General features: G+C 37.5%; 16 protein-coding genes. 2 read left to right on the plus strand and 14 right to left on the minus strand.

Annotation, left to right across the window (positions count from 1 at the left end; all coding sequences use genetic code 11):
- Positions 1-4: 4 nt before the first annotated feature.
- From xylA to ABD814_RS11680, 13 genes are all read right to left on the minus strand, one after another.
- Complete coding sequence (gene xylA, locus ABD814_RS11620; RefSeq protein WP_344913331.1) at positions 5-1,318, minus strand: xylose isomerase; 1,314 nt, start codon at positions 1,316-1,318, stop codon at positions 5-7.
- A 116-nt stretch (positions 1,319-1,434) separates the two neighbouring features.
- A complete protein-coding gene (gene uxaC / locus ABD814_RS11625; RefSeq protein WP_344913333.1) occupies positions 1,435-2,835 on the minus strand; it encodes a glucuronate isomerase in 1,401 nt (466 codons plus the stop codon).
- Positions 2,836-2,871: 36 nt separating this feature from the next.
- Positions 2,872-3,846, minus strand: coding sequence for a sugar kinase (locus tag ABD814_RS11630; RefSeq protein WP_344913335.1), 975 nt, complete (start codon positions 3,844-3,846; stop codon positions 2,872-2,874).
- The gene (locus ABD814_RS11635) at positions 3,839-4,474 is read right to left on the minus strand and encodes a bifunctional 4-hydroxy-2-oxoglutarate aldolase/2-dehydro-3-deoxy-phosphogluconate aldolase (protein WP_344913337.1); all 636 of its coding nucleotides are present in this window, start codon (positions 4,472-4,474) and stop codon (positions 3,839-3,841) included. Before ABD814_RS11635 ends, ABD814_RS11630 begins: the two co-directional genes overlap by 8 nt.
- Before the next feature lie 19 nt (positions 4,475-4,493).
- Complete coding sequence (locus ABD814_RS11640; RefSeq protein ID WP_344913359.1) at positions 4,494-5,339, minus strand: SDR family oxidoreductase; 846 nt, start codon at positions 5,337-5,339, stop codon at positions 4,494-4,496.
- Positions 5,340-5,341: 2 nt separating this feature from the next.
- Entirely contained in the window at positions 5,342-6,409 is a 1,068-nt protein-coding gene (gene uxuA, locus ABD814_RS11645; protein WP_344913339.1) for a mannonate dehydratase, read from the minus strand.
- A 17-nt stretch (positions 6,410-6,426) separates the two neighbouring features.
- Positions 6,427-8,481, minus strand: coding sequence for an alpha-glucuronidase family glycosyl hydrolase (locus ABD814_RS11650; protein ID WP_344913341.1), 2,055 nt, complete (start codon positions 8,479-8,481; stop codon positions 6,427-6,429).
- Between the two features lie 182 nt (positions 8,482-8,663).
- Positions 8,664-9,587 carry a carbohydrate ABC transporter permease gene (locus tag ABD814_RS11655; protein ID WP_344913343.1) on the minus strand — a complete coding sequence of 308 codons (924 nt, stop codon included), beginning with the start codon at positions 9,585-9,587 and terminating at the stop codon, positions 8,664-8,666.
- A gap of 12 nt (positions 9,588-9,599) precedes the next feature.
- The gene (locus ABD814_RS11660; protein ID WP_425549083.1) at positions 9,600-10,577 is read right to left on the minus strand and encodes an ABC transporter permease; all 978 of its coding nucleotides are present in this window, start codon (positions 10,575-10,577) and stop codon (positions 9,600-9,602) included.
- Positions 10,578-10,896: 319 nt separating this feature from the next.
- Positions 10,897-12,651, minus strand: a complete 1,755-nt coding sequence (locus tag ABD814_RS11665; RefSeq protein ID WP_344913345.1) for an extracellular solute-binding protein — start codon at positions 12,649-12,651, stop codon at positions 10,897-10,899.
- Positions 12,652-12,957: 306 nt separating this feature from the next.
- Positions 12,958-14,697, minus strand: a complete 1,740-nt coding sequence (locus ABD814_RS11670; RefSeq protein ID WP_344913347.1) for a sensor histidine kinase — start codon at positions 14,695-14,697, stop codon at positions 12,958-12,960.
- 30 nt (positions 14,698-14,727) lie between these two features.
- Positions 14,728-15,435 carry a YesL family protein gene (locus ABD814_RS11675; protein WP_344913349.1) on the minus strand — a complete coding sequence of 236 codons (708 nt, stop codon included), beginning with the start codon at positions 15,433-15,435 and terminating at the stop codon, positions 14,728-14,730.
- A gap of 14 nt (positions 15,436-15,449) precedes the next feature.
- Entirely contained in the window at positions 15,450-15,989 is a 540-nt protein-coding gene (locus ABD814_RS11680; RefSeq protein WP_344913351.1) for a hypothetical protein, read from the minus strand.
- Positions 15,990-16,428: 439 nt separating this feature from the next.
- Here ABD814_RS11680 and ABD814_RS11685 point away from each other — a divergent pair, with 439 nt between their 5' ends.
- Both ABD814_RS11685 and ABD814_RS11690 read left to right on the plus strand, forming a co-directional pair.
- Positions 16,429-17,559, plus strand: coding sequence for a family 8 glycosyl hydrolase (locus ABD814_RS11685; protein ID WP_344913353.1), 1,131 nt, complete (start codon positions 16,429-16,431; stop codon positions 17,557-17,559).
- A gap of 14 nt (positions 17,560-17,573) precedes the next feature.
- Entirely contained in the window at positions 17,574-19,181 is a 1,608-nt protein-coding gene (locus ABD814_RS11690; protein ID WP_344913355.1) for a glycoside hydrolase family 43 protein, read from the plus strand.
- Positions 19,182-19,239: 58 nt separating this feature from the next.
- Here ABD814_RS11690 and ABD814_RS11695 read toward each other — a convergent pair whose 3' ends face one another.
- The gene (locus ABD814_RS11695; RefSeq protein ID WP_344913357.1) at positions 19,240-20,784 is read right to left on the minus strand and encodes a response regulator transcription factor; all 1,545 of its coding nucleotides are present in this window, start codon (positions 20,782-20,784) and stop codon (positions 19,240-19,242) included.
- Positions 20,785-21,018: the final 234 nt, after the last annotated feature.

Here is a 21,018-nt window from a genome sequence, read left to right on the forward strand (position 1 = left end):
TATCTTAGATATTCAATAGATATTGGTTAATTCTTGCTTTAATCTTCTCAACTTGACCTGAGCGAATATCAATATCTTTCAAGTCAATTGCATATTTTTCAAGCTCTGCTAAGTTTGTTTCATTTGCAGTAATCTTCTTACCAATTTCAGAGCTAAATGTTTTGTATCTTTCTTCGATAATATTTTCAAAGAAGTTATCATCAATCATCTTCTGCGCGACAATTAGACCGACTGCAAAAGCATCCATACCTGCAATATGTGCGTGGAATAGATCTTCTTTTTCAAATGAGCCACGACGAACTTTAGCGTCAAAGTTCAATCCACCACGACCTAAACCACCATTTTTCAGAATCTCATACATCGCAAGTGTTGTTGAATATAGGTCTGTTGGGAACTCATCAGTATCCCAGCCTAATAATGTATCACCTTGGTTAGCGTCAACAGAACCTAACATACCCGCTTCACGTGCTACACGTAATTCATGCTCGAACGTGTGACCAGCTAATGTTGCGTGGTTTGCTTCGATGTTGAACTTAATATGATCTTGTAAGTCATATTGGTACAAGAAGCCAATACCTGTTGCCACGTCAAAGTCATACTGGTGAGTTGTTGGCTCTTTTGGCTTAGGTTCAATTAAGAACTGTGCATCAAAATCAATTTCCTTCGCATAGTCAAGTGCCATGTGGAAGAGTCTTGCTAAGTTATCTTGCTCAAATTTTAAGTCTGTATTTAGCAGTGATTCATAACCTTCACGACCACCCCAGAATACATAGTTTTCTGCTCCTAACTCTTTACCAACTTCTAGACCTTTTTTAACTTTAGCACCTGCATAAGCAAATACATCAGCATGTGATGAAGTTGCAGCACCGTGTGTCCAACGTGGGTTTGTGAACATGTTTGCTGTGTTCCAAAGTAATTTAACTTTACTGTCCTTCATGTAGTCTTTGATCATTGCAACGATTTCATCAAGATTCTTATTTGTTTCACGCAATGTATCGCCTTCAGGTGAAATGTCTACATCGTGGAAAGCAAAGTATGGTACACCTAATTTCTCATAAAACTCGAATGATGCATCAACACGTGCTTTTGCTAAATCCATTCCTTTTAGGTGATCCCAAGGACGAATCGCTGTACCAGCACCAAATGGATCTCCACCATCAGCAACAAATGTGTGCCAGTAAGCAACACCAAATCGCATGATTTCTTCCATTGTTTTGCCACCGATTTTTTCTTCTGGGTTATAAAACTTAAATGCATAAGGGTTGTCTGAATGACGGCCTTCATATTTTACTGTTGGGATATTATCAAAATACGCCATTTTTTAAAAACCTCCTAAGTTTATTTCATATTATTTTACTACTCTAGTTTAACACCTTTCACTTAGTTAGTCTATCGAATTAACTAAGTTTTAATAAATAATTTTAGCGCTTTCATTTAAAATGAAAAATAACGTTTAGCATTGTAATAACTCACATCACTCATCACTTTACCAACAAGCTCTCGATCGTTAGGTATCAGGCCTTGTTCAACCCACTCACCAAGTAAATTAGCCAATGTTCGTCTGAAGTATTCATGTCTTGTATAAGAAAGCATACTTCTTGAATCGGTTAACATCCCGACAAAGCTTGATAAGATACCGAAATGGGCTAAGTCATTTAATTGTCGCTCCATCCCACGCTTTTGGTCATTAAACCACCACCCTGAACCAAATTGGATTTTACCTACAGTTTCACCTGATTGAAAGTTGCCAATTGCTGAAGCAATCACCTCATTATGATTTGGATTTAAATTATAAATAATTGTTTTAGGCAATTGATCAGTAAAATCAATCGCATTTAACAATCCGTTTAATGATTTGGCTAAATTAAAATCATCAATTGAGTCATAGCCAGTATCTTTGCCAAGTTGAGCAAACATGCGCTGATTATTATTTCTAATTGCACCAATATGCCATTGCATCACCCAGTCTCGCTTATGATACGCATGGGCAAACTGGATGAGCATTTCGGTTTTGTATTGATCAATTTCTGAACGTGTGATCTCATCACCTTGACGCTTTTTCGCTAAAATTCGCTCCAGGCGAATGGCTGTTGAACGAACAAATGGTAGCCGTTGGATGCCATGATCGGCTAATCGACAGCCTTGCTGATGAAACACTTCTACAATCGTTTCAATTAACTGTTGCATGTCATCCCAAGTCTTCACTTCAACTTGATAATGCTCTTCAATTTCTGTTAAATAATCAAGAAAGTCGTTCGCGCCAATTTCAATCAGGCGATCAGGTCTCAATGTCGGCAATACTTGCGTCTTAAAATTGGGATCTTGTTTAATTTGATCATGATATTGAAGTGAATCAAGTGGATCATCAGTTGTACAAATTGCTTCAACATTTGAGCGTGTAATTAGTCCTTGCGCTCGAAACTCATCCTGATTCAACAGGCGATTGGTTTCTTCCCATACGTCTTGCCAGTTTGATTCGTCTAGTAGTACGTCAAGATTAAAGTATCTTTTTAACTCTAAATGTGTCCAATGATAGAGCGGATTACCGATCGTTTTTGGAACAATGCTTGCCCATTTTTGAAATTTCTCAATATCAGGTGCATCACCCGTAATGTAATGTTCATCGATACCAAGTGCTCGCATGGCACGCCACTTATAATGATCTCCTGCTAACCAGATGTCAGTGATCGTCTGATACTGATGATTATTAGCGATCTCTACAGGAGGCAAATGACAGTGATAATCAATAATCGGTAAATCCTTCGCGTAATCATGGTAAATCCACTTTGAAGCTTCTGACTGTAATAAAAAATCATCATGAATAAAAGGACGCATGCAATTTCTCCTTTTTCTCGTATTATTCAAATTACTCTAACGATCGATTAGCACTTCTTTGCCTAATAGATCATTTAATTCTTCTTCGGTTGGGGCTCCTTCCCAATCCCCTTGAAATTGAGTCGCATATGCACCCATCGTGTTTGCTGTCACTAGCGCCGATTCCAGTTGCTCAAGGTTAATTGAGTGCAGATCTGCTTTAAGTAATTCATGTAAAAGTCCGGCACTATAGGCATCACCTGCACCAACAGAGTCAACGACATGGTCAACTTTAAAAGCAGGTTTTTCAATTATCTTGCCTTTCAATGAAGCTTTCGAGCCCTCGGTGCCTTTTTTAATCACAACTAAGTCTACACCTTGTGAATGGATTTGATCAATGATTTGATCGATCGACTCAACTTCTGAAAATAAGAATCTGAGCTCATCCTCACCCGGTAAAAAGATTGTGCTATAAGGCAACAATTTTAATAGCTTTTCTTTTGCTTCTTGTTTAGACCAGAGCTTGAAGCGAATATTCGGATCAAAAGAAACAGTTAGCCCGAGTTCACGTGCTCGTTGCATCGTTTTTTCAACTAACAAGAACGCATCATGACTTAGCGCCGGGGTAATCCCCGTCACATGTAAATGTCTGGCTTCCGCTAGCCAATCATCATTAAAGTCAGTTGGTTTCAACTGGCTAGCTGCTGAATGTTTACGATAATAATAAACAGCTGGATCACGTAACGGTCTCGCTTCCTTGAAAAAAACTGCCGTTGGATGATCTGCATCTGTCATCACGTAATCAGTAGCTACACCTTCTGCTTGTAGAGTCTTCAAAATGAGTTGACCAAATGGGTCTTTGCCTAATTTACTAATCCACCGAACAGAGTGGTTTAGTCGCGCTAAAGCTAGCGCGACATTCGACTCTGCTCCACCAATTGTTTTTAAAAAATATTGAGAATCGGTAATTTTCCCTTGTGAACTTGGCTGGAATAAAACCATTGTTTCACCGAGAGTAACTACATCAACCATCATAAGCACCCTTTGCTAAATCCGTATACTGCTTAGCAACAGCTTCAATTGAGTCAAAATCACCTTCACTTATTTTAGTTAAGTTGACGAGCTGACTCCCTAAACCGATGGCTGCAGCACCGTTATCAATAAACGAACGAATATTATCTAAATTGACGCCACCAGTTGCCATAAAATCGATATGACTTAATGGACCTTTTAGATTTTTAATATACGATGCTCCCATTGAACCCGCTGGGAAAATTTTCACAAATGTACAGCCTAGTTGATTCGCTTGTTCTGCCTCTGTCGGTGTTAAAACTCCTGGGAACATAGGAATATCATTAGCCTTACAGTAATTAACGACCTTTTCATCTAAGTTCGGCGAAACAAGAAATTGCGAACCTGCTTTAACTGCTTTCTCAGCCATTTCAACATTAAGAACAGTACCTGCGCCGACAAAAACCTCTTGTCCTTGAAAATGATTGATTACAGCTTTAATTTGTTGATCTGCTTCCGGCGCATCCATTGTGATTTCAATAAAATTAATTCCACCACGAACAACCGCTTCTGCAGTTTCTATCGCCGCTTCATTAGGAACTTTCCTAAATATAGCGACTAATTTATCTCGTTTTAACGTTGCTAACATTTTTCATCAAAACTCCTTCCTACACACCCGAATAGGCCATGAAGCCTCCATCAATTGGAACACTGATTCCCGTTACAAAACCACTATACTCATCATCTGCTAACCACAGGAGAACACCATGGAGATCCTCTGGCTTACCGAGACGATTCATTGGTGTTTGTGATAAAATTTTTGTCGTACGCGGCGTATAAGAACCATCTTCATTCGTTAGTAATTGACGATTTTGTTCAGTTAAGAAAAAGCCTGGTGCAATCGCATTCACTCGAATACCTGTTTCACCAAAATGAACAGCCATCCATTGTGTAAAGTTCTCAATTCCAGCTTTTGCTGCACTGTAGGCAGGTACTTTTGTCATTGGTGATGGTGCACTCATCGACGACATATTAATAATTGATCCTTTTGTTTTAAGCAATTCTTTCGTAAAGACTTGAGAAGGAATTAACGTCCCCATTAGGTTAAGATTAAAAACATGATTAAATCCATCTAATGTTAAATCAAAGAAGCTCCGAATTTCTTCATTAGCAACGTCAGCTTCATCATAATATTCATTCGTTGTAGAACCACCAGGGTGATTCCCTCCTGCACCATTAATCAATAGATCGACACGACCAAATGCTTTAACAACTTCATTCATTGCTTCTTCTACAACATCGTGTTTTGTCACGTCACAAAATACCGAGATCGCCTCACCGCCATCATGATTGATTGCTTCAGCCGTGATGTCGCCAAATTCTTTTGGATAGTTTAAAATGGCAATTTTCATTCCGTGTTTCGCTAATTCCTTAGCCATTGAGCAGCACAGAACACCACCGCCACCAGTAACTACAGCGACTTTATCTTTTAAATTATGATGTGTCGGTTTCATCATTATTTTTCCTCCTCTAAGATGTCCCAAATCCCTTGAATGTAACTCGCTCCTAATGCTCGATCATATAAACCGTAACCCGGGCGGCCTTCTTCTCCCCAAATCATCCGACCGTGGTCTGGACGCCAGTATCCTTTGAAGTTATTTTTGTGAATAACTTTAATAATTCCCTTCACATCAACTGATCCCGTCTCATCTTTATGAGCAACCTCATGGAAATCACCTTTTTCATTATGTTTAACATTTCGGATATGGAGAAACGGTGCTCGATCCATCGCCGTATATTTATCAAAAATCGCAACTAAATCGTTCTCTAGGTTTGCCCCTAATGATCCAGAGCAAAGTGTTAAACCATTTTCAGGCTCATCAACAGCTTTAATAATCCGATCTAAATCAGCTTCATTCTTAACAATCCTCGGTAATCCAAACACACTCCAAGGTGGATCATCCGGGTGAATTGCCATTTTGATGTCACATTCTTTTGCAACGGGAATAATTTGCTCTAAAAAGTAAACAAGGTTATCAAATAGCTTTTCTTCAGTCATGCCATCATATTGTTCAAACAACTTCTTAATGCCAGCTAATCTTTCTGGTTCCCAGCCGGGCATGGCATGTCCCTTTGAACCTTCCAAGATGCGATTGATTAATACATTTGGATCGATACCCTCCACTTTGTCGCGCTCATAGGCCAAAGCATTTGATCCATCTTCTAATGGCATCGCTAAGTCTGAGCGTGTCCAATCAAAAATTGGCATGAAATTATAACAAATGACTTTAATCCCATACTTACTTAACGTGCGCATTGTTGATTGATAATTTTCGATGTAGCGATCCCGAGATGGTAAGCCAAGTTTAATATCATCATGAACATTGACACTCTCAATCACTTCAAGTTCAAGTCCAGCATTATTTGCTTCCTCTATCAGATTCTTTACATCTTCTTCAGGCCAATCTTCACCAGCCGGAATGTGGAAAATTCCTCCAACAACTCCGGTAGCTCCTGGAACTTGTTTAAAGTATGAAAGAGGGATGTGATCATCTCTTCCATACCATCTATAAGTCATTTTCAATGTTTATAGCCTCCTAATTAATAAATTTTTCGATTTTGTTCATCTGCAATCCCAGACTTACGATAGAAATAGCTGTTAATTGTATCTCGCCACTCTTTAGCCGACCATAATTGGTGGCTTAGACGTTCTTTAACATCTTGATGACGTCTTTCATCTACTTTATCAGCTAAGCTATCCCAGTTGGCAATCATTTCTTCAACTTGTTCAACACCTTTATGGTGTGTATCGTAAATATGCTGAATCACCGTTTTGCCACTCTTTAGCACATGTGTATAGGGAACATGGTGGAAGAAAAGTAATAGCTCGTCTGGGCACGTCTCAATTGATTCATAAAGATCACGATTTTCAGCGTGATATTGTCCTGTGTAACCAGTACCTGTTGCGATCGTACGATCAACACCAATTCCATTGCGATCAGCAAAGTGATAAGTTCCCCACATGTCATACTCATAACCATCAATATTCGGTCCATAGTGATGGCTAACATTAACCATCCAACCAATTCCTAACGGTGATGTGTAGTTCTCATATGCCTCCCATGATGGCATTACCATCTTCATGATTGTTTCAATTGTTTTTGGATCATGACCGAATGTTTGTTTAATCCACTCAAGTGCAATCTCTTCTGACGTTAAATCTGGATTCCAAATTAAGCGACCATAGCCATAGAAATTCAGTTGTGCAATTGTATGGCCCGTCCAATTGTAATCAATCCCAACGTTCGTAACAGCAACAATTCCGGCAATTTTATTATCAAAAACTTCTCCACTGACAATGTCTTTTACTTTCGTGTTTTCGCCTTTTGCGTACGTATCAAACTCTAAGACTTCTTTCCATTGTGGGATTAAATAAACTAAATGACGCTGTTGTCCTAAATACTCTTGTGCAATTTGAAACTCTAGAAATTGATTTGTATTCTCTAATTCACCAATTAACGGTGAAACAGGTTCTCTAACCTGGAAGTCCATTGGGCCATTCTTAATCTGTAAGATGACATTGTCATTAAACTCACCATCAAGTGGCTTAAAGTGATCATAAGCTGCACGCGCTCGATCTGTCTTACGATCGCGCCAGTCTTGTTTATTGTTATAAACGAAACAACGCCAAATTACTTTTCCACCGTATGGCTCTACAGCCTTACCGAGCATATTCGCTCCTTGAGCATGATCTCTGCCGTACGTAAACGGTCCAGGACGATTTTCTGAATCCGCCTTAACTAAAAAACCACCTAAGTTTGGTACAACATCATAAACATGTTTAGCAGTTTTTCCCCAGAAGGCAATGACATCTTCGTCAAGTGGATCTGCTGTTGTTAAAACACCCAGTTCAACAGGTGCAGCATAGTTAATACTTAAATACATCGTGATTCCGTATTGATTGAAAATATCAGATGTCTGTTTCACATCAGATAAAAACGTATCTGTTACTAATTCAGTCTCAATCCGGTGAACATTCACATTATTAATCGTAAGAGCATTAATTCCAACTGAACTTAATAGTCGCGCATAATCATAGACACGCTGTCTGTCTTTAATAAATTGATAATCATCGAAAAAGAATGATTTTCCAGCATAACCACGCTCAACTGAGCCATTCATATCATCCCAATGATTAATCATACGAATTTTGTTTTTTGGTGTTTCTTTGATTGATAGTCCAGCTAAAAGTGCCCGTCGTTGGATTAATCTCAGGATATGGAAAACACCATACAAAATTGCCCGACTTGATCCACCCGTCAAAATTAGCTGATCATCAGATGCTCGGAGGACATATGCATCTTCTTGATAATCTTGGTCAAGTTTTAAAACTAGCCCTTTATCTACACTTCCATCTTTAATAATCGATGCATTGATTTGAAACATCGAACTTAGTCCTGTTTGCCACTCAATTAAAGCGTTATCAATTATTTCGTCACAAGCTAAGTCTACAGCAACATGCTGGACGAATGGTTTTATTTTTGACACATAGTCCTGATTCTCAATTTGTTCATATTGTAACCAGGCACGGTAGCTCGTTAATTTTTCCTCAGAAAGTTGATCGACTAATCTCTCTGAAGCTCTAAATTTCTCCACTAATATTCCTCCTTAAAAAATAAATGATATCCACTGCCATCGTATCATATTCATAAAACATAGATAACCTGAGCTTTTATAGGTATTTCACAATAAATCTTACTAAATCAAGCTTACTTAAGACTGATAGAATAAATAGAGCGCCGAAGCTATATAAGCCTTTGGCGCTATTTTAAATTTACTTAACCTTTTACTCCACCAATTGTTAATCCTTTTACAAAGTATTTCTGTAAGAATGGATACACACAGATGATTGGTACTGATACAACAATTGTCATTGCCGCTCGAACAGATTGTGGTGTAACTGTTTCAATAACTCCGGCAGATCCAGCTTGAATTGCGGCTTGCGCATCTCCAGATGATTGGAAAGCCGAACTACTCAACACTTTCATCAGTTCATATTGTAACGTACTCAGTTCCGGTATGGATGAGTTATAAATGAACACGTCAAACCATTGGTTCCATTGTCCAACTGCAATAAATAGCGATACCGTTGCAATAACTGGAATGGATAACGGTAAAGCAATTTTAAAGAATTGAGTGAACTCACCAGCTCCGTCCATCTGTGCTGATTCAAATAAAGATTTCGGCACATTCTCCATAAATGATCTGATAACAATGACATTAAACACACCAATTAATGATGGAATAATGTATATCCAGAAAGAACCAATTAATCCAAGGTTACGGTGTAGTAAATACGTTGGAATTAATCCTGGGTTCATATACATTGTTAAAACAAATGCTAACGTTGTAAAACGACGTAAAACAAAATACTCTCTTGAAATTGCATAAGCGACACAGGCTGCAGCAAACACACCTGTTGCTGTACCTATTACAGTACGTAACACAGAAATAAGTGCTGCATGTAAAATTTGAGCATTGTCGAAAACGTGCTGATAGTTATAAGTTGTGAACATCCGTGGTATGATGCCAATGCCACCCCGGACTGTATCAGTTGCTTCATTTAATGAAATGGCTAGTGTATTTAGCATGGGATAAAGCATGACCACAACTAACAACAACATTAAAATTATATTAACAGAATCGAAAACCAAATCATCGATTCCACGTCTTTTTCCAGCTAATTTTCTAAGAAAATCCATGTTATCCCCCCTCTAAAATAGTCTCGATTCCCCAAGTTTTCCAGCAACTTTATTTGCAGTAAACAAGAAGATAATACTTACCACCGTCTTAAACATACCAGCAGCTGTTGCTAGTGAGAAGTTTGCCATCGAGATACCATATCGTAAAACGAATATATCTAAGTTCTCTGCAAATTCTCTGTTTAATGGGTTCATTAATAAGTATTGTGCTTCAAAACCAGATTCAAGTACATAACCGATATTCATTATAAGTAATATAATAAAAACAGGTTTGATTCCCGGCAAAGTAATATAGCGAATTTTTTGTAATCTAGAAGCACCATCAATGTCAGCTGCTTCATATTGTTCTTGGTCAATGGCTGTAATTGCGGCTAAATAAATAATTGAGTTCCAACCAACGTTTTTCCAAACATCAGATGCACCAATAATTCCCCAGAAGTACTTGCCGACCCCCAGCCATACAATTGGTTCATCGATAATATTTAAACTAACAAGTAGATTGTTAATAATTCCATCATCTACTGATAACGCTTGTGAAACAAGACCCGCCACAACAACCCACGATAAGAAGTGTGGCATATAGCTAATTGTTTGAACAACTCGTTTGAAAGCAAGGTTACGAATCTCATTCAATAAGATCGCAAGCGCAATCGCCGTGACAAATCCTAAAATTAAGTTAATAAAACTCATTGCCAGCGTGTTACGTAAAATTTCTAAAAAACGTGCATCTCTGAATAAGAATTGAAAATGATCGAAGCCAACCCACTCTTGCTCAAACATGCCTAGTGCTGGTCTGAAACGCTGAAACGCCATTGTCCAGCCCGTTAATGGTAAATATTTAAAAATAAATAACCAAATTAAAAATGGTACTGTCAACCATAGTAATTCTTTTTGTTCTCGACACTTTTTAAAAAACTCCTTCGGTGTTAGGCGTTGACCGCTTTTTTTAGTTTTTCGGACTTCACCTAAAGGATTAACTGGTTGTGCCAAAACTTTCGACCTCCTTAAAATGCTCTCTCTGTTGCTTTTCATTAATTTAGAAAAATAAACCTACTAGCTATTTAACAGCAAGTCATCTATCACTTAGATTAGCTCGACCGCGATTATTTTTTTGTTATTATACGCAAATCATAGATGCTTTATACTTTTATCGCAATTCTCTGAGTAAAATCCTATGATTAACACTTGTCTATTTTTCCAAATTAATGATTTCAAATAGACGTTTGGTTACAAATATATAGAATTTCTCCTTGTTGTTTAAAATAAGGCCTATGGCAAGCATACGCTTGCCATAGCCTTATGTTAAAAATTAATCGAAATAATCAAACTGCCAGTTACCATCCATACGTTGTTGGATAGTTGTTGTAAAGAAGTCTAGATATTCATCTAGGTAAGGAGCTGAGCGATATGCTTCAACAAACTCATCCCATAAAGCATCAAACTCAGCTGGATCAGCTAATACTAATCTTGGGTAGTAGCTTTGTGTAATCTCTTCAGCACCTTCTTCGTATAACGATGGTGGTGAACCTTGTTGGATATTAGCACTCCAAGCAGGGAACCATGGACGATCGTCCGGCTGTGCAAATAATGCAGAGTAAGTTCCAACACCATACGCATCTAGGACTTCCATGTCATGCTCTGTATACTCAAGTTGAGCAACTTCAGGCTGACCGCTCGGGTTATAAGGGTTACCGTCAGACATCGTACCAGAAACTACTGGCCAGTTCCACTCAAATGTTGTCATACCGAAGTTTAAGCGCTCGTCTTGATCTTTCAAAAGTTCGACTTGCTCTTCTGTTCGGTAAAGTGTACCGTCTTCAGCAACTTCATGGTGTCTGCCTTCTTCTCCCCATTTAACTAGCTTTTGATTTTCTTCTCTAACTAAGTTATCTAAGAATTGAATAATTCTTTCTGGGTTTTCAGCATTGTGAGAAATACCTACACCACGGTTTTGAACAAATGCTGGTGGATCTAAGTACTGATCCTTTTCAACAGTTTCATCTAAAACAATTGGTAATGGTACATATTCACGTTCTGGATTACCTGCGTCTCTTAATGCGTTACGCGCTTCTCCAAATTGCCATCCGTAAGCGAAGAAACCAAGAACACGTCCTGAAGATACTTTAGCTAAGAAATCGTCCATATTACTTACGAACATTTCTCTATCTACGTAACCTCCAGCATTTAATTCGTTTAATTTCTTCAACCATGCATAAGCAGCATCTGAGTCACCATAAACGTCAGCTTCATATGTTTCCATATCAATTTGAACGCCACCGTCATTCGGGAAACCAGCTAAGTGGTTTGGAATGTTCGAGAAAGCGAACCAGTTTGTGTCATAAGTTAATCCTGTAAATGGAATTGTAGTCATTCCATCAATTTCTGGATTCTCATCAGCATAAGCTGTGATCAGTTCGAAGTATTCTTCGATTCCATGAAGCTCAGGGAAATCATTTTGAATTAAGATATCTCTTTGAATCCAAAATGCACCTTGGTTAATGTTTGGATCAGGCACATGCTCGCCTACTGTAATACCAAACGGAAGATAGTAGATATTACCGTCAGTCATTCTAAATCGCTCAAGATTCTCGCCATATACTTCTAGAAGGTTCGGGCCATGCTCATCAAGTAAATCGTTTAATGGAATGAACGCACCAGCATCTAGTAACATTTCAATTCCATGGTCTGGAGTAACAAGGTCAGGATATGTTCCACCTGCTACCATTGTACCTAATCGTTCCATTAAGTCTCCAACTAGGAATTCGACTTGGAAACTAACGCCTGTTTCCTCATGGAATTTTTGGCCTAGTTCAGTATCAAGCGTGTTGATCTCAGTTCCATTTGCCCCAACAAAGTAAGTATACTCCATTGCTGGTTCTGTTGTGTAACTGACGCCTTCTGCATCGCCATCATCTTCAGTGTCATCTGTTTGATCATCGGTTACATCTTCTGTACCGTTGTCATCAGTACTTGCTGGCTCTTCGCTGTCGTCTCCACCGCACGCAACAAAGAAGACCAGAAGAGCGGCTAGCAATAACAGCAATAATGATTTCTTTTTAAACACTTTACTACCCCTTTCTCATAATAAAAGTTTTTTGCTCTCACTTATGAAAGCACTTTCATTATAGCGCTTTCAACAAAAAATATCACCAGTACAAACTAAAGGGCTAACCCTAAAAAATATAGGCGTTAAACTTGAGAATAGCTTCAAACGCTATTATATCAATCTGTAGAGCTGTTTTCTTAAATCTCATTAATCCTAATAGAAGGATAGATGATAGTGCTTAAGGACTGATTCCTTTAAACTAAAAAAGAGCTATCCAAGTCGTTAAGTTTAGACTTGAGCATAGCTCTAATTCAAGCCGAATGACTAAATGCGATAAAATTCGATCGGCAAACGAATTTTAACCGTTGTTCCTTGATTGATCTCAGTAGATATTTTAAAATCAAATGAATCTTTATAATAGAGTTTTAATCGATAATAAACATTTTGAATACCAACACTCTCTCCCATATCTTGTTCATTCTCTAGTTGTCTTTCGATGATTGCTAATCGCTCTGGTGAGATACCAACTCCATTATCTGTGATTAAGAAAATTAGCTGGTCATCATCTCGATAGATTGAAATATGAATTGATCCTTGCTCCTTAAGTGGCTCAATGCCGTGAATACTCGCATTTTCTACAAAAGGCAAGAAAGCGAGATTTGGAATTTTAATATCTTTTACATCTGGGTCGACTTCAACACTGTAATTCAGTTTATCTCCAAAACGATAAGCTTGAATTTCTAAAAACGATTTAATCAAGCTTACTTCTTCTTCAATTGATACCCAATCTCTCCCCCATGTTAGGGAATTTCTAAAGATTCCCGCCATATTTTGAATGATCTTCGCTGTTTCTATTTCATCTTTCATCAAACTGCGCATCCTGATTGTTTCTAGCGCATTAAATAGGAAATGAGGGTTAATTTGGCTTTGTAGCGCGCTAAGCTGTGCTTGTTTACTCTTGATTTCGAGATCCTTTTTTTCAATGTTTGTTCGAAACACTTCATTAAAGAGTTTGTTAATCTGTCGAGTCATTCGATTAATTTGACGTGCTAGCTGACCAATTTCATCTTCAGATTTAGCGTGTGGATATTCTTCAAAGTTATGTTTTTCAATATTTTTCATATGACCTAAGATACTATCTAAACGTACATGAAATGTCCTTGAAATATAAACGATTACCAAAGTAGGTAAGATAATATTAAAAAAGCTTAATATAATAATTAATTGACTTGATTCAATTAATTCACTCGTAAATTCAGTTGAGTCGACTACAGCAACAATGCTCCAACCCTCTAAGAGTTGATCATGTAATACTGTTTCTAAAATAATATATTCCCTGGAAAAATCCGCTTCACTAAAGAAGGTCTCACCTTCTCTATATTTAAGTAACTGATTGTTTGAATAAACGATTGCACGGTCTTGATTAAGTAGGTACAGATCTCCTTGTAAAGTAACATTGTTAAACACTTGCCTGAGAGCATGTGGATTGATATCAATCCGAATATAATTATCATATGTATTATATAAATAAAAATAATCAAGCGCGGAATAAACTGACAAGCTTATATCGTCATCGAGATCATGATTCATATCAATATACGCATGTGGATGTCCCGTTTCACCTAGATGATCAAATTCTGGTTCCGTCAGATTTTCGACTCCACCTCCTCCTAAAACAGTTGGGTTATCTGTAAAAAAGGTTACATTTCGTACCGCATTATAGAGTGGGGCTGACATATTATATTGTCTAATCACTTGGTTGTAGCTTTCAATGTATTCAATTGGTGAGGGATAGTCACGATCGAAAAAACTATACAGCCTCACATCTAAGTATAATGTAGTCGCAAGGCCTATTGCTTGATCAGTTAGATTGGCAAAATCCTGCTTTGTTTGGTTTAACACAAGTTCAATATCTGTTTTCTTCTGCTCAACAAAGCGATTGTTCGTCATAATATAAAAGGCAGAATTCGTCACAATAATAGGCAGTAGGACAGACAATAAATAGACAATTAAAAATTTATTGCGCATTTTTAAGTTATTAAATGACTGTATAATTACCTTCAATTCCAGCATCCTCCTTTTGCTATGACATAATTAATCATTAGACGAACTAAATTTCTCTTTTACCTTTTCCCATCTATATTTTATAGAATCTTCGTTATTTTCAATTCGCTCTTTTTTGCGTTCAATCCGCTGTAGCGCTTGTAAGGTTGCCCACATGATTAACCAGCCAGTTAGACTGACCGAATAAAACGGGATTAATCCTGGAATAAATGAGAAGAGCTGAAATGCAATCCATAAGCCGATTCCTACTGAAACTAAAGCTAATGGGCTTGCCAATGCAATTGTAATAGCAGCCTTAAAATAGTGAAACAATGGCATTTTAAAGTGCACATAAACTGGAAATAAAAAGACAACTAACAGGACAAATAATACGACCGCAATTAACCAAAAAATTAAAATGATCGTATGTTCAAAACCTGTCGCTGTAAGCAAGTATTGATAGTTATACCAAATCACAAACCCAACCGCACTCAGGATATACCCTAGAATATTTGCACGTAAGAAATCTGCTTTAAATGTTGACCAAAATAACTTAATGATTGAAACTTCTGTTTGACCAGTTAACCACTTACGTACAACAGCATATACAGCAACTGTCGCTGGGAAAATCCCTAGAAACCCTAATCCTAGCAAGCTAAATCCTAGCCAAAGTAAATTGACGTAAGCAAAGCGCCAAATCCATTCAGCCATTCGGTAAAATCGTGTTGAAATAAGCCCATAGTTGTTATCATTCCCCAATATAACTCACACTCCTATAACCATTCTTCAATTAATTTAAATGCTGCATCCTGATGCGGACTTGATGAAACGATACCTGCCGCTAAACCACTTTCAACAATAAAACCAGTGTATTCATGAAAAGCGGATCCTTCGTTTAATGGAACTAAATAGAGGTGTTCATCCGTTCCTGCTTCATTTTCAGTCATATATGTTGCTCTGACTTCAGGATCTATTTGCTCATAAAATTGATCAAGCACAGTTAATCCCAATGGATCTAACAGTGGCGGGATCAGCCATCCATCGATAATAAACATATCTGCCTCACGATTCATCACTTCGATCGTTAATCGATCAAAATTGGGCATCGCTAGCGTTACTTCTAAGTTTAAACCATCATCAATTTCATCAACTAAAATATCACGAATATAATCCTCGACCGTCTCACTGTACTCTAAAGGAATACTAGTTAAAAATAAAACTTGCAGTGTCTCTGGGTCGTGTTTTCCCTCACCACTATAATTACAACCTACTAAGGTTAGGCTTACCATAATGACTACGATAAACTTTCTCAAAATAAACAACTCCTGATTTAAAATTATCAATAACTTTGCAACTAACCAATTATAAGCAACAAAATATACTTAATGATTAAATTACAAAGCCACTTCTATTGGCTAATTAATCATCTTTATTTTCCTCTCTATTCTACCATAAATATAATATAACATTCCATTAAGCGCTTTCACTCAATAGTAATTAAAGAGTTTTCTTCAAAAAATAAACTCTCTTAAAAATTCCAGCAATTTAAGTCAGATTATTAATAAGTTACGGATAATTCTATAGTTTTTCTAGCTATCTCTTTAAGTTTCACGCTAGATTTTAAGCGCTTTCTTTTGTATGATTATTTTGATGAAGTTTTTTAAAAAGTTTTCATCACTAAAATATTGCTCGAATCAAGCAAATGTAGCACCTACTGTTCAATACAACTATAAAAATTATGGAGGTAATTAAATGAGAAAAGGAGCTTATTATACAAATGAATATCGAAACCTATTTAGCGAACTAGGCATTGATGAAAAAGACGTTGATGCTAAAGTTCAGGATACTTGGGAGCGACTTTTTACTGATCAATACCCAGAAACGCAAATTTATTTCGAAACAGATGATGATATGGGATACATGGTCGATACAGGTAACAATGATGTTAGAACAGAAGGTCAATCATATGGAATGATGATGGCTGTCCAAATGGATCGCCAAGATATCTTTGATCGAATCTGGAAATGGTCAAAAAAATATATGTACATGGAAGAAGGACTTCATGCAGGTTACTTCGCTTGGTCATGTCAGCTTGATGGAACAAAAAATGCCCATGGACCTGCACCAGACGGTGAAGAATACTTTGCTATGGCTCTCTACTTTGCTTCAAAACGTTGGGGCGATCGTGAGGCACCATTTAATTATTCAGAACAAGCAACATCATTATTAATTGATTGCCTTCACAAAGGAGAAAATAACGATGGGCACCCAATGTGGGACCCAGAAAATAAATTAATTAAATTCATTCCTGAAGTTGATTTTTCTGATCCATCCTATCACTTGCCTCATTTCTATGAACTATTTGCAGAAATGGCTGCAGAGGAAGATCGACCATTCTGGAAGGAAGCTGCCGAAGCTAGCCGAGACTATATCCGTTTAGCTGCACACGATGAAACAGGACTTTCACCTGAGTATGCGTTCTATGACGGCTCACCGAACCATATCCGGGGTTTTGGCGATTTCTTTAGTGATTCATACCGTGTCATCATGAATGTTGGCTTGGATAATGAGTGGTTTGCCGATTCAAACACACCTGTTGAAGTAAACGAAAAAGTCCAAAAGTTTTTCCAAAATATTGAGGTTGAAGACTATCGCCGTTATAAAATTGACGGTGAACCATTTGAGGAGAAGTCTTTACACCCAATTGGCTTACTAGCATCTCTTGCGATGGCTTCCTTAGCAACAGAAGGTGAATTAAGTGACCATTATGTTAAAAAGTTTTGGGAAACACCACTGCGTACTGGTGAAAGACGCTATTATGACAACTGTCTATACTTCTTCAGCTTAATTTCTTTAGCTGGGAAATTTAAAATCTGGAAATAATGGAGGTTATTTAATTGAAAATACAAAACCCTATTTTAACTGGCTTTAACCCAGACCCAAGTATTTGCCGGGCAGGGGAAGACTATTATATTGCAACATCCACATTTGAGTGGTTCCCGGGTGTAAGCATTCACCACTCAAAAGATCTAAAAAATTGGAAACTTGTTTCCCGACCACTAAATCGTACGTCATTACTAGATATGAAAGGAAACCCTAACTCAGGCGGTGTCTGGGCACCACAGCTTTCATATTATGATGGTCAATTCTGGTTGATCTATTCTGACGTTAAAGTAACAGATGGCAGATGGAAAGACGTTACAAACTACTTAACAACTTGTGAGACAATTGATGGTGAGTGGTCAGAGCCAATCCGATTGAATAGCTCAGGATTTGATCCATCACTATTCCACGATCCAAACACGGGGAAAAAGTATTTGACAAACATGTATTGGGATCACCGTGAAGGCCACCATAACTTCGATGGCATCATTATGCAAGAGTATGATCATGACCAAAAGAAATTAGTTGGTGAGAAGAAAAATATTTTTGCAGGTACAGATATTAAGTTAGTAGAAGCGCCACACCAATATTATATTGATGGCTATTACTACTTATTAACAGCTGAAGGTGGAACAAAGTACGACCACCAAGCAACGATTGCTCGCTCTAAAAATATCGACGGTCCTTATGAAGTTCATCCGGAAAACCCATTGATCTCATCATTTGCACATCCTAGAATTACGTTGCAAAAAGCAGGTCATGGATCATTTATTCATACGCATACAGATGAGTGGTTCTTTGTTCACTTAACAGGACGCGTACTTCCTAAAGAAGTTGATCCTTTACTTGATCCACGTGGTTATTGCCCACTTGGACGTGAAACAGCGATTCAAGAAGTTGAGTGGAAAGATGGTTGGCCATACATTGTTGATGGAAACTATCCTAAAGATGAAATTAATGGACCAAATATTAAAGAACAACCATTTGAACCAGTACCAGTGAAGGAAGACTTTGATGGTGATGCTTTACCATTAGACTTCCAATCACTACGTATTCCACTTGGTGAAGAGATTGTTTCATTGAAGGATCGACCAGGGCATTTACGTATTTACGGTCGTGAATCATTAACATCACTGTTCACACAAGCACATGTTGCTCGTCGTTGGCAGCATTTTCAGTTTACTGCTGAAACAAAGGTTGAATTTAAGCCTGAAACGTATCAGCAAGCAGCTGGACTCGTTAATTATTACAACACTGATAACTGGACATATCTAAATATTACTCATCACGAAGAGAAAGGGCGCATTCTAGATATCATGACTCTAGATAACCTTGATTTCTCACAACCGATTAAAGGTTCAGAAGTTGTCCTTCCTCAAGATGACAGTCCTGTTTACTTACGTGTTGAGGTAGACTATAACGATTATCAGTATTCATATAGCGTAGATGGTGAGAAGTGGGAAGCGATTGGTCCTGTCTTTAAGTCTTACAAGCTATCTGATGATTATATTCGAGGTGGTGGGTTCTTCACTGGTGCATTCGTTGGTATGTGTGTTCAAGATACATCTGGCGAAAGATTACATGCCGATTTCGACTCCTTCACCTATGAGCCAAGAAATTAATTAACGAATTAATAAAAGCACCTAATCCTCATTCGAGTGTTAGGTGCTTTTTAGTTTGTTAGTTTATGATTCGTTGGCGATATTTGGATGGTGTGCTACCTTCCATCTTTTCAAATTGTGTCACAAAGTAATCAGGACTTCCAAAACCAACTTGTTCTGCAACTTCATAAATTCTCATATCTGTTTGGCGTAAGATTTGTTTTGCTTTTTCAATCCGAATTTCTAACAAGTAATCCTTGAAGTAAATACCATAGGTCTTTTTAAATAATTGACCTAAATAAACAGGATTCATAAAAAATTTACCGGCAATTTTTTTCAATGTTAAGTTCTCATGATAATGCTTATTAATATAACGCTTCACTTTATAAATGTCACCGTTATATCTCTCTTTACTTAACTTACAGATTACTTCGCCCGCTTTCAACACATAGACCTCCAAATCTTGTTTTAATTCCCCCAATGTCTTCCTCTGTTCAAAAATTGCAACAAGTGATTCCAATTCATTTTCTGCGTCTTCATCGCCAGATAACTGATGAATCGTAGACTCTAGTTTCTTCTCTAGTTGAAATAAGAACATTTTTACAGAGTCAACTGATGTTCCACTCTTTAGAACTTCATCCACCCATTTATCAACTTGCTTCCTAATTTCTTTTGGTTTATTCTCTTCAATTTTCTCGATCAATTCTGTGATGAGCTGATCGTCTAATGGTTTGTTTTCTTCATGATTCTTAGCGATCGTATCATTATACATGAGTGGGTGGTCGTCCAATTGAATATAACGACGTTCGCTCGTTACTAATGCTGTTTGGTAAGATTTCAGTAGCCCACTTAATCCTGCCTCTACCTCACCCGCAAAAAGAAAAACCTGATTCCCTAGCTCTTTTTCTAAATGCGATTTCAGCCGCGATAAGAACCATGTCACTTCATTAATATTTTGAGGTAAGTGTTTTTCTTGCAAAATAACACCAAAGTGATCATGCTCAAATGGGTGAAGAAACACATATGGATCCCCAATGAAGTCAGAGATCGCTCGACTTATTTGTTCATCTGCTTTATCACTTAATGGATTTTCACGAATATCTATAATTAAATAACAATTCCGTTTATCTATATCCCCTGTTAAGACTGCTAATTCCTGCGTTGTTGGTTCGTTTCCTTCAGCAATAATTCGTTGGTAAAGACTGAAATTAACAAATCGTTGATTCGCACGTTCTTCAAGATACTCTCGCTCGATAATTGGCGCTAAATTCATAAACGTTTCTTCAAGTTCGTCTTTATCAATTGGTTTTAAAATAAAATCTGTCACACTTAGTCTAACTGCCCGCTGAGCATACTCAAAATCATTGTAGCCACTAATAATAATAAATTTGGGTACTTTAATCGCTAACTCTTTAACCTTCTTTATTAATTTAAGTCCATCGAAAACTGGCATACGAATATCCGTTAAAACAACATCGGGTTTTTCATTCAAGATCAATTCTAGTGCATCCTCACCGTTGCTTGCCTCTCCAACAACATGATAATTGATCTTCTCCCAATCGACCAATGCAATAATCCCTTTTCTAACAAATTGTTCATCATCGACTATGACGATTCGATTCATGAATAAACCTCCTTAATGTATGCGCTAACATTTTTTAAAAAAGGCTTGGATTTTAGCACATCCTGTTTAGGACAATTAAAAAATAGGCGTTCAGCTTAACTGCGTATCTATACTTAATTTAACCATTAAACAAAGATTTTGTCAAGGAAGCAAAAGCTACGATAGCTATGAAGAGTAAATTTATTTAAATGCATATTACTTGCTCAAACTGTGAGTTAAATTTTACCATCTGGT

It is taken from the genome of Amphibacillus indicireducens, from assembly GCF_039539605.1.
GTDB lineage: Bacteria > Bacillota > Bacilli > Bacillales > Amphibacillaceae > Amphibacillus > Amphibacillus indicireducens.

Excerpts from the sequence above, each read along its gene's own strand:
- xylA (WP_344913331.1), bottom strand. The coding sequence starts at position 1,318 with ATGGCGTATTTTGATAATATCCCAACAGTAAAATATGAAGGCCGTCAT.
- uxaC (WP_344913333.1), bottom strand. The coding sequence starts at position 2,835 with ATGCGTCCTTTTATTCATGATGATTTTTTATTACAGTCAGAAGCTTCA.
- ABD814_RS11630 (WP_344913335.1), bottom strand. The coding sequence starts at position 3,846 with ATGGTTGATGTAGTTACTCTCGGTGAAACAATGGTTTTATTCCAGCCA.
- ABD814_RS11635 (WP_344913337.1), bottom strand. The coding sequence starts at position 4,474 with ATGTTAGCAACGTTAAAACGAGATAAATTAGTCGCTATATTTAGGAAA.
- ABD814_RS11640 (WP_344913359.1), bottom strand. The coding sequence starts at position 5,339 with ATGAAACCGACACATCATAATTTAAAAGATAAAGTCGCTGTAGTTACT.
- ABD814_RS11655 (WP_344913343.1), bottom strand. The coding sequence starts at position 9,587 with ATGGATTTTCTTAGAAAATTAGCTGGAAAAAGACGTGGAATCGATGAT.
- ABD814_RS11685 (WP_344913353.1), top strand. The coding sequence starts at position 16,429 with ATGAGAAAAGGAGCTTATTATACAAATGAATATCGAAACCTATTTAGC.
- ABD814_RS11695 (WP_344913357.1), bottom strand. The coding sequence starts at position 20,784 with ATGAATCGAATCGTCATAGTCGATGATGAACAATTTGTTAGAAAAGGG.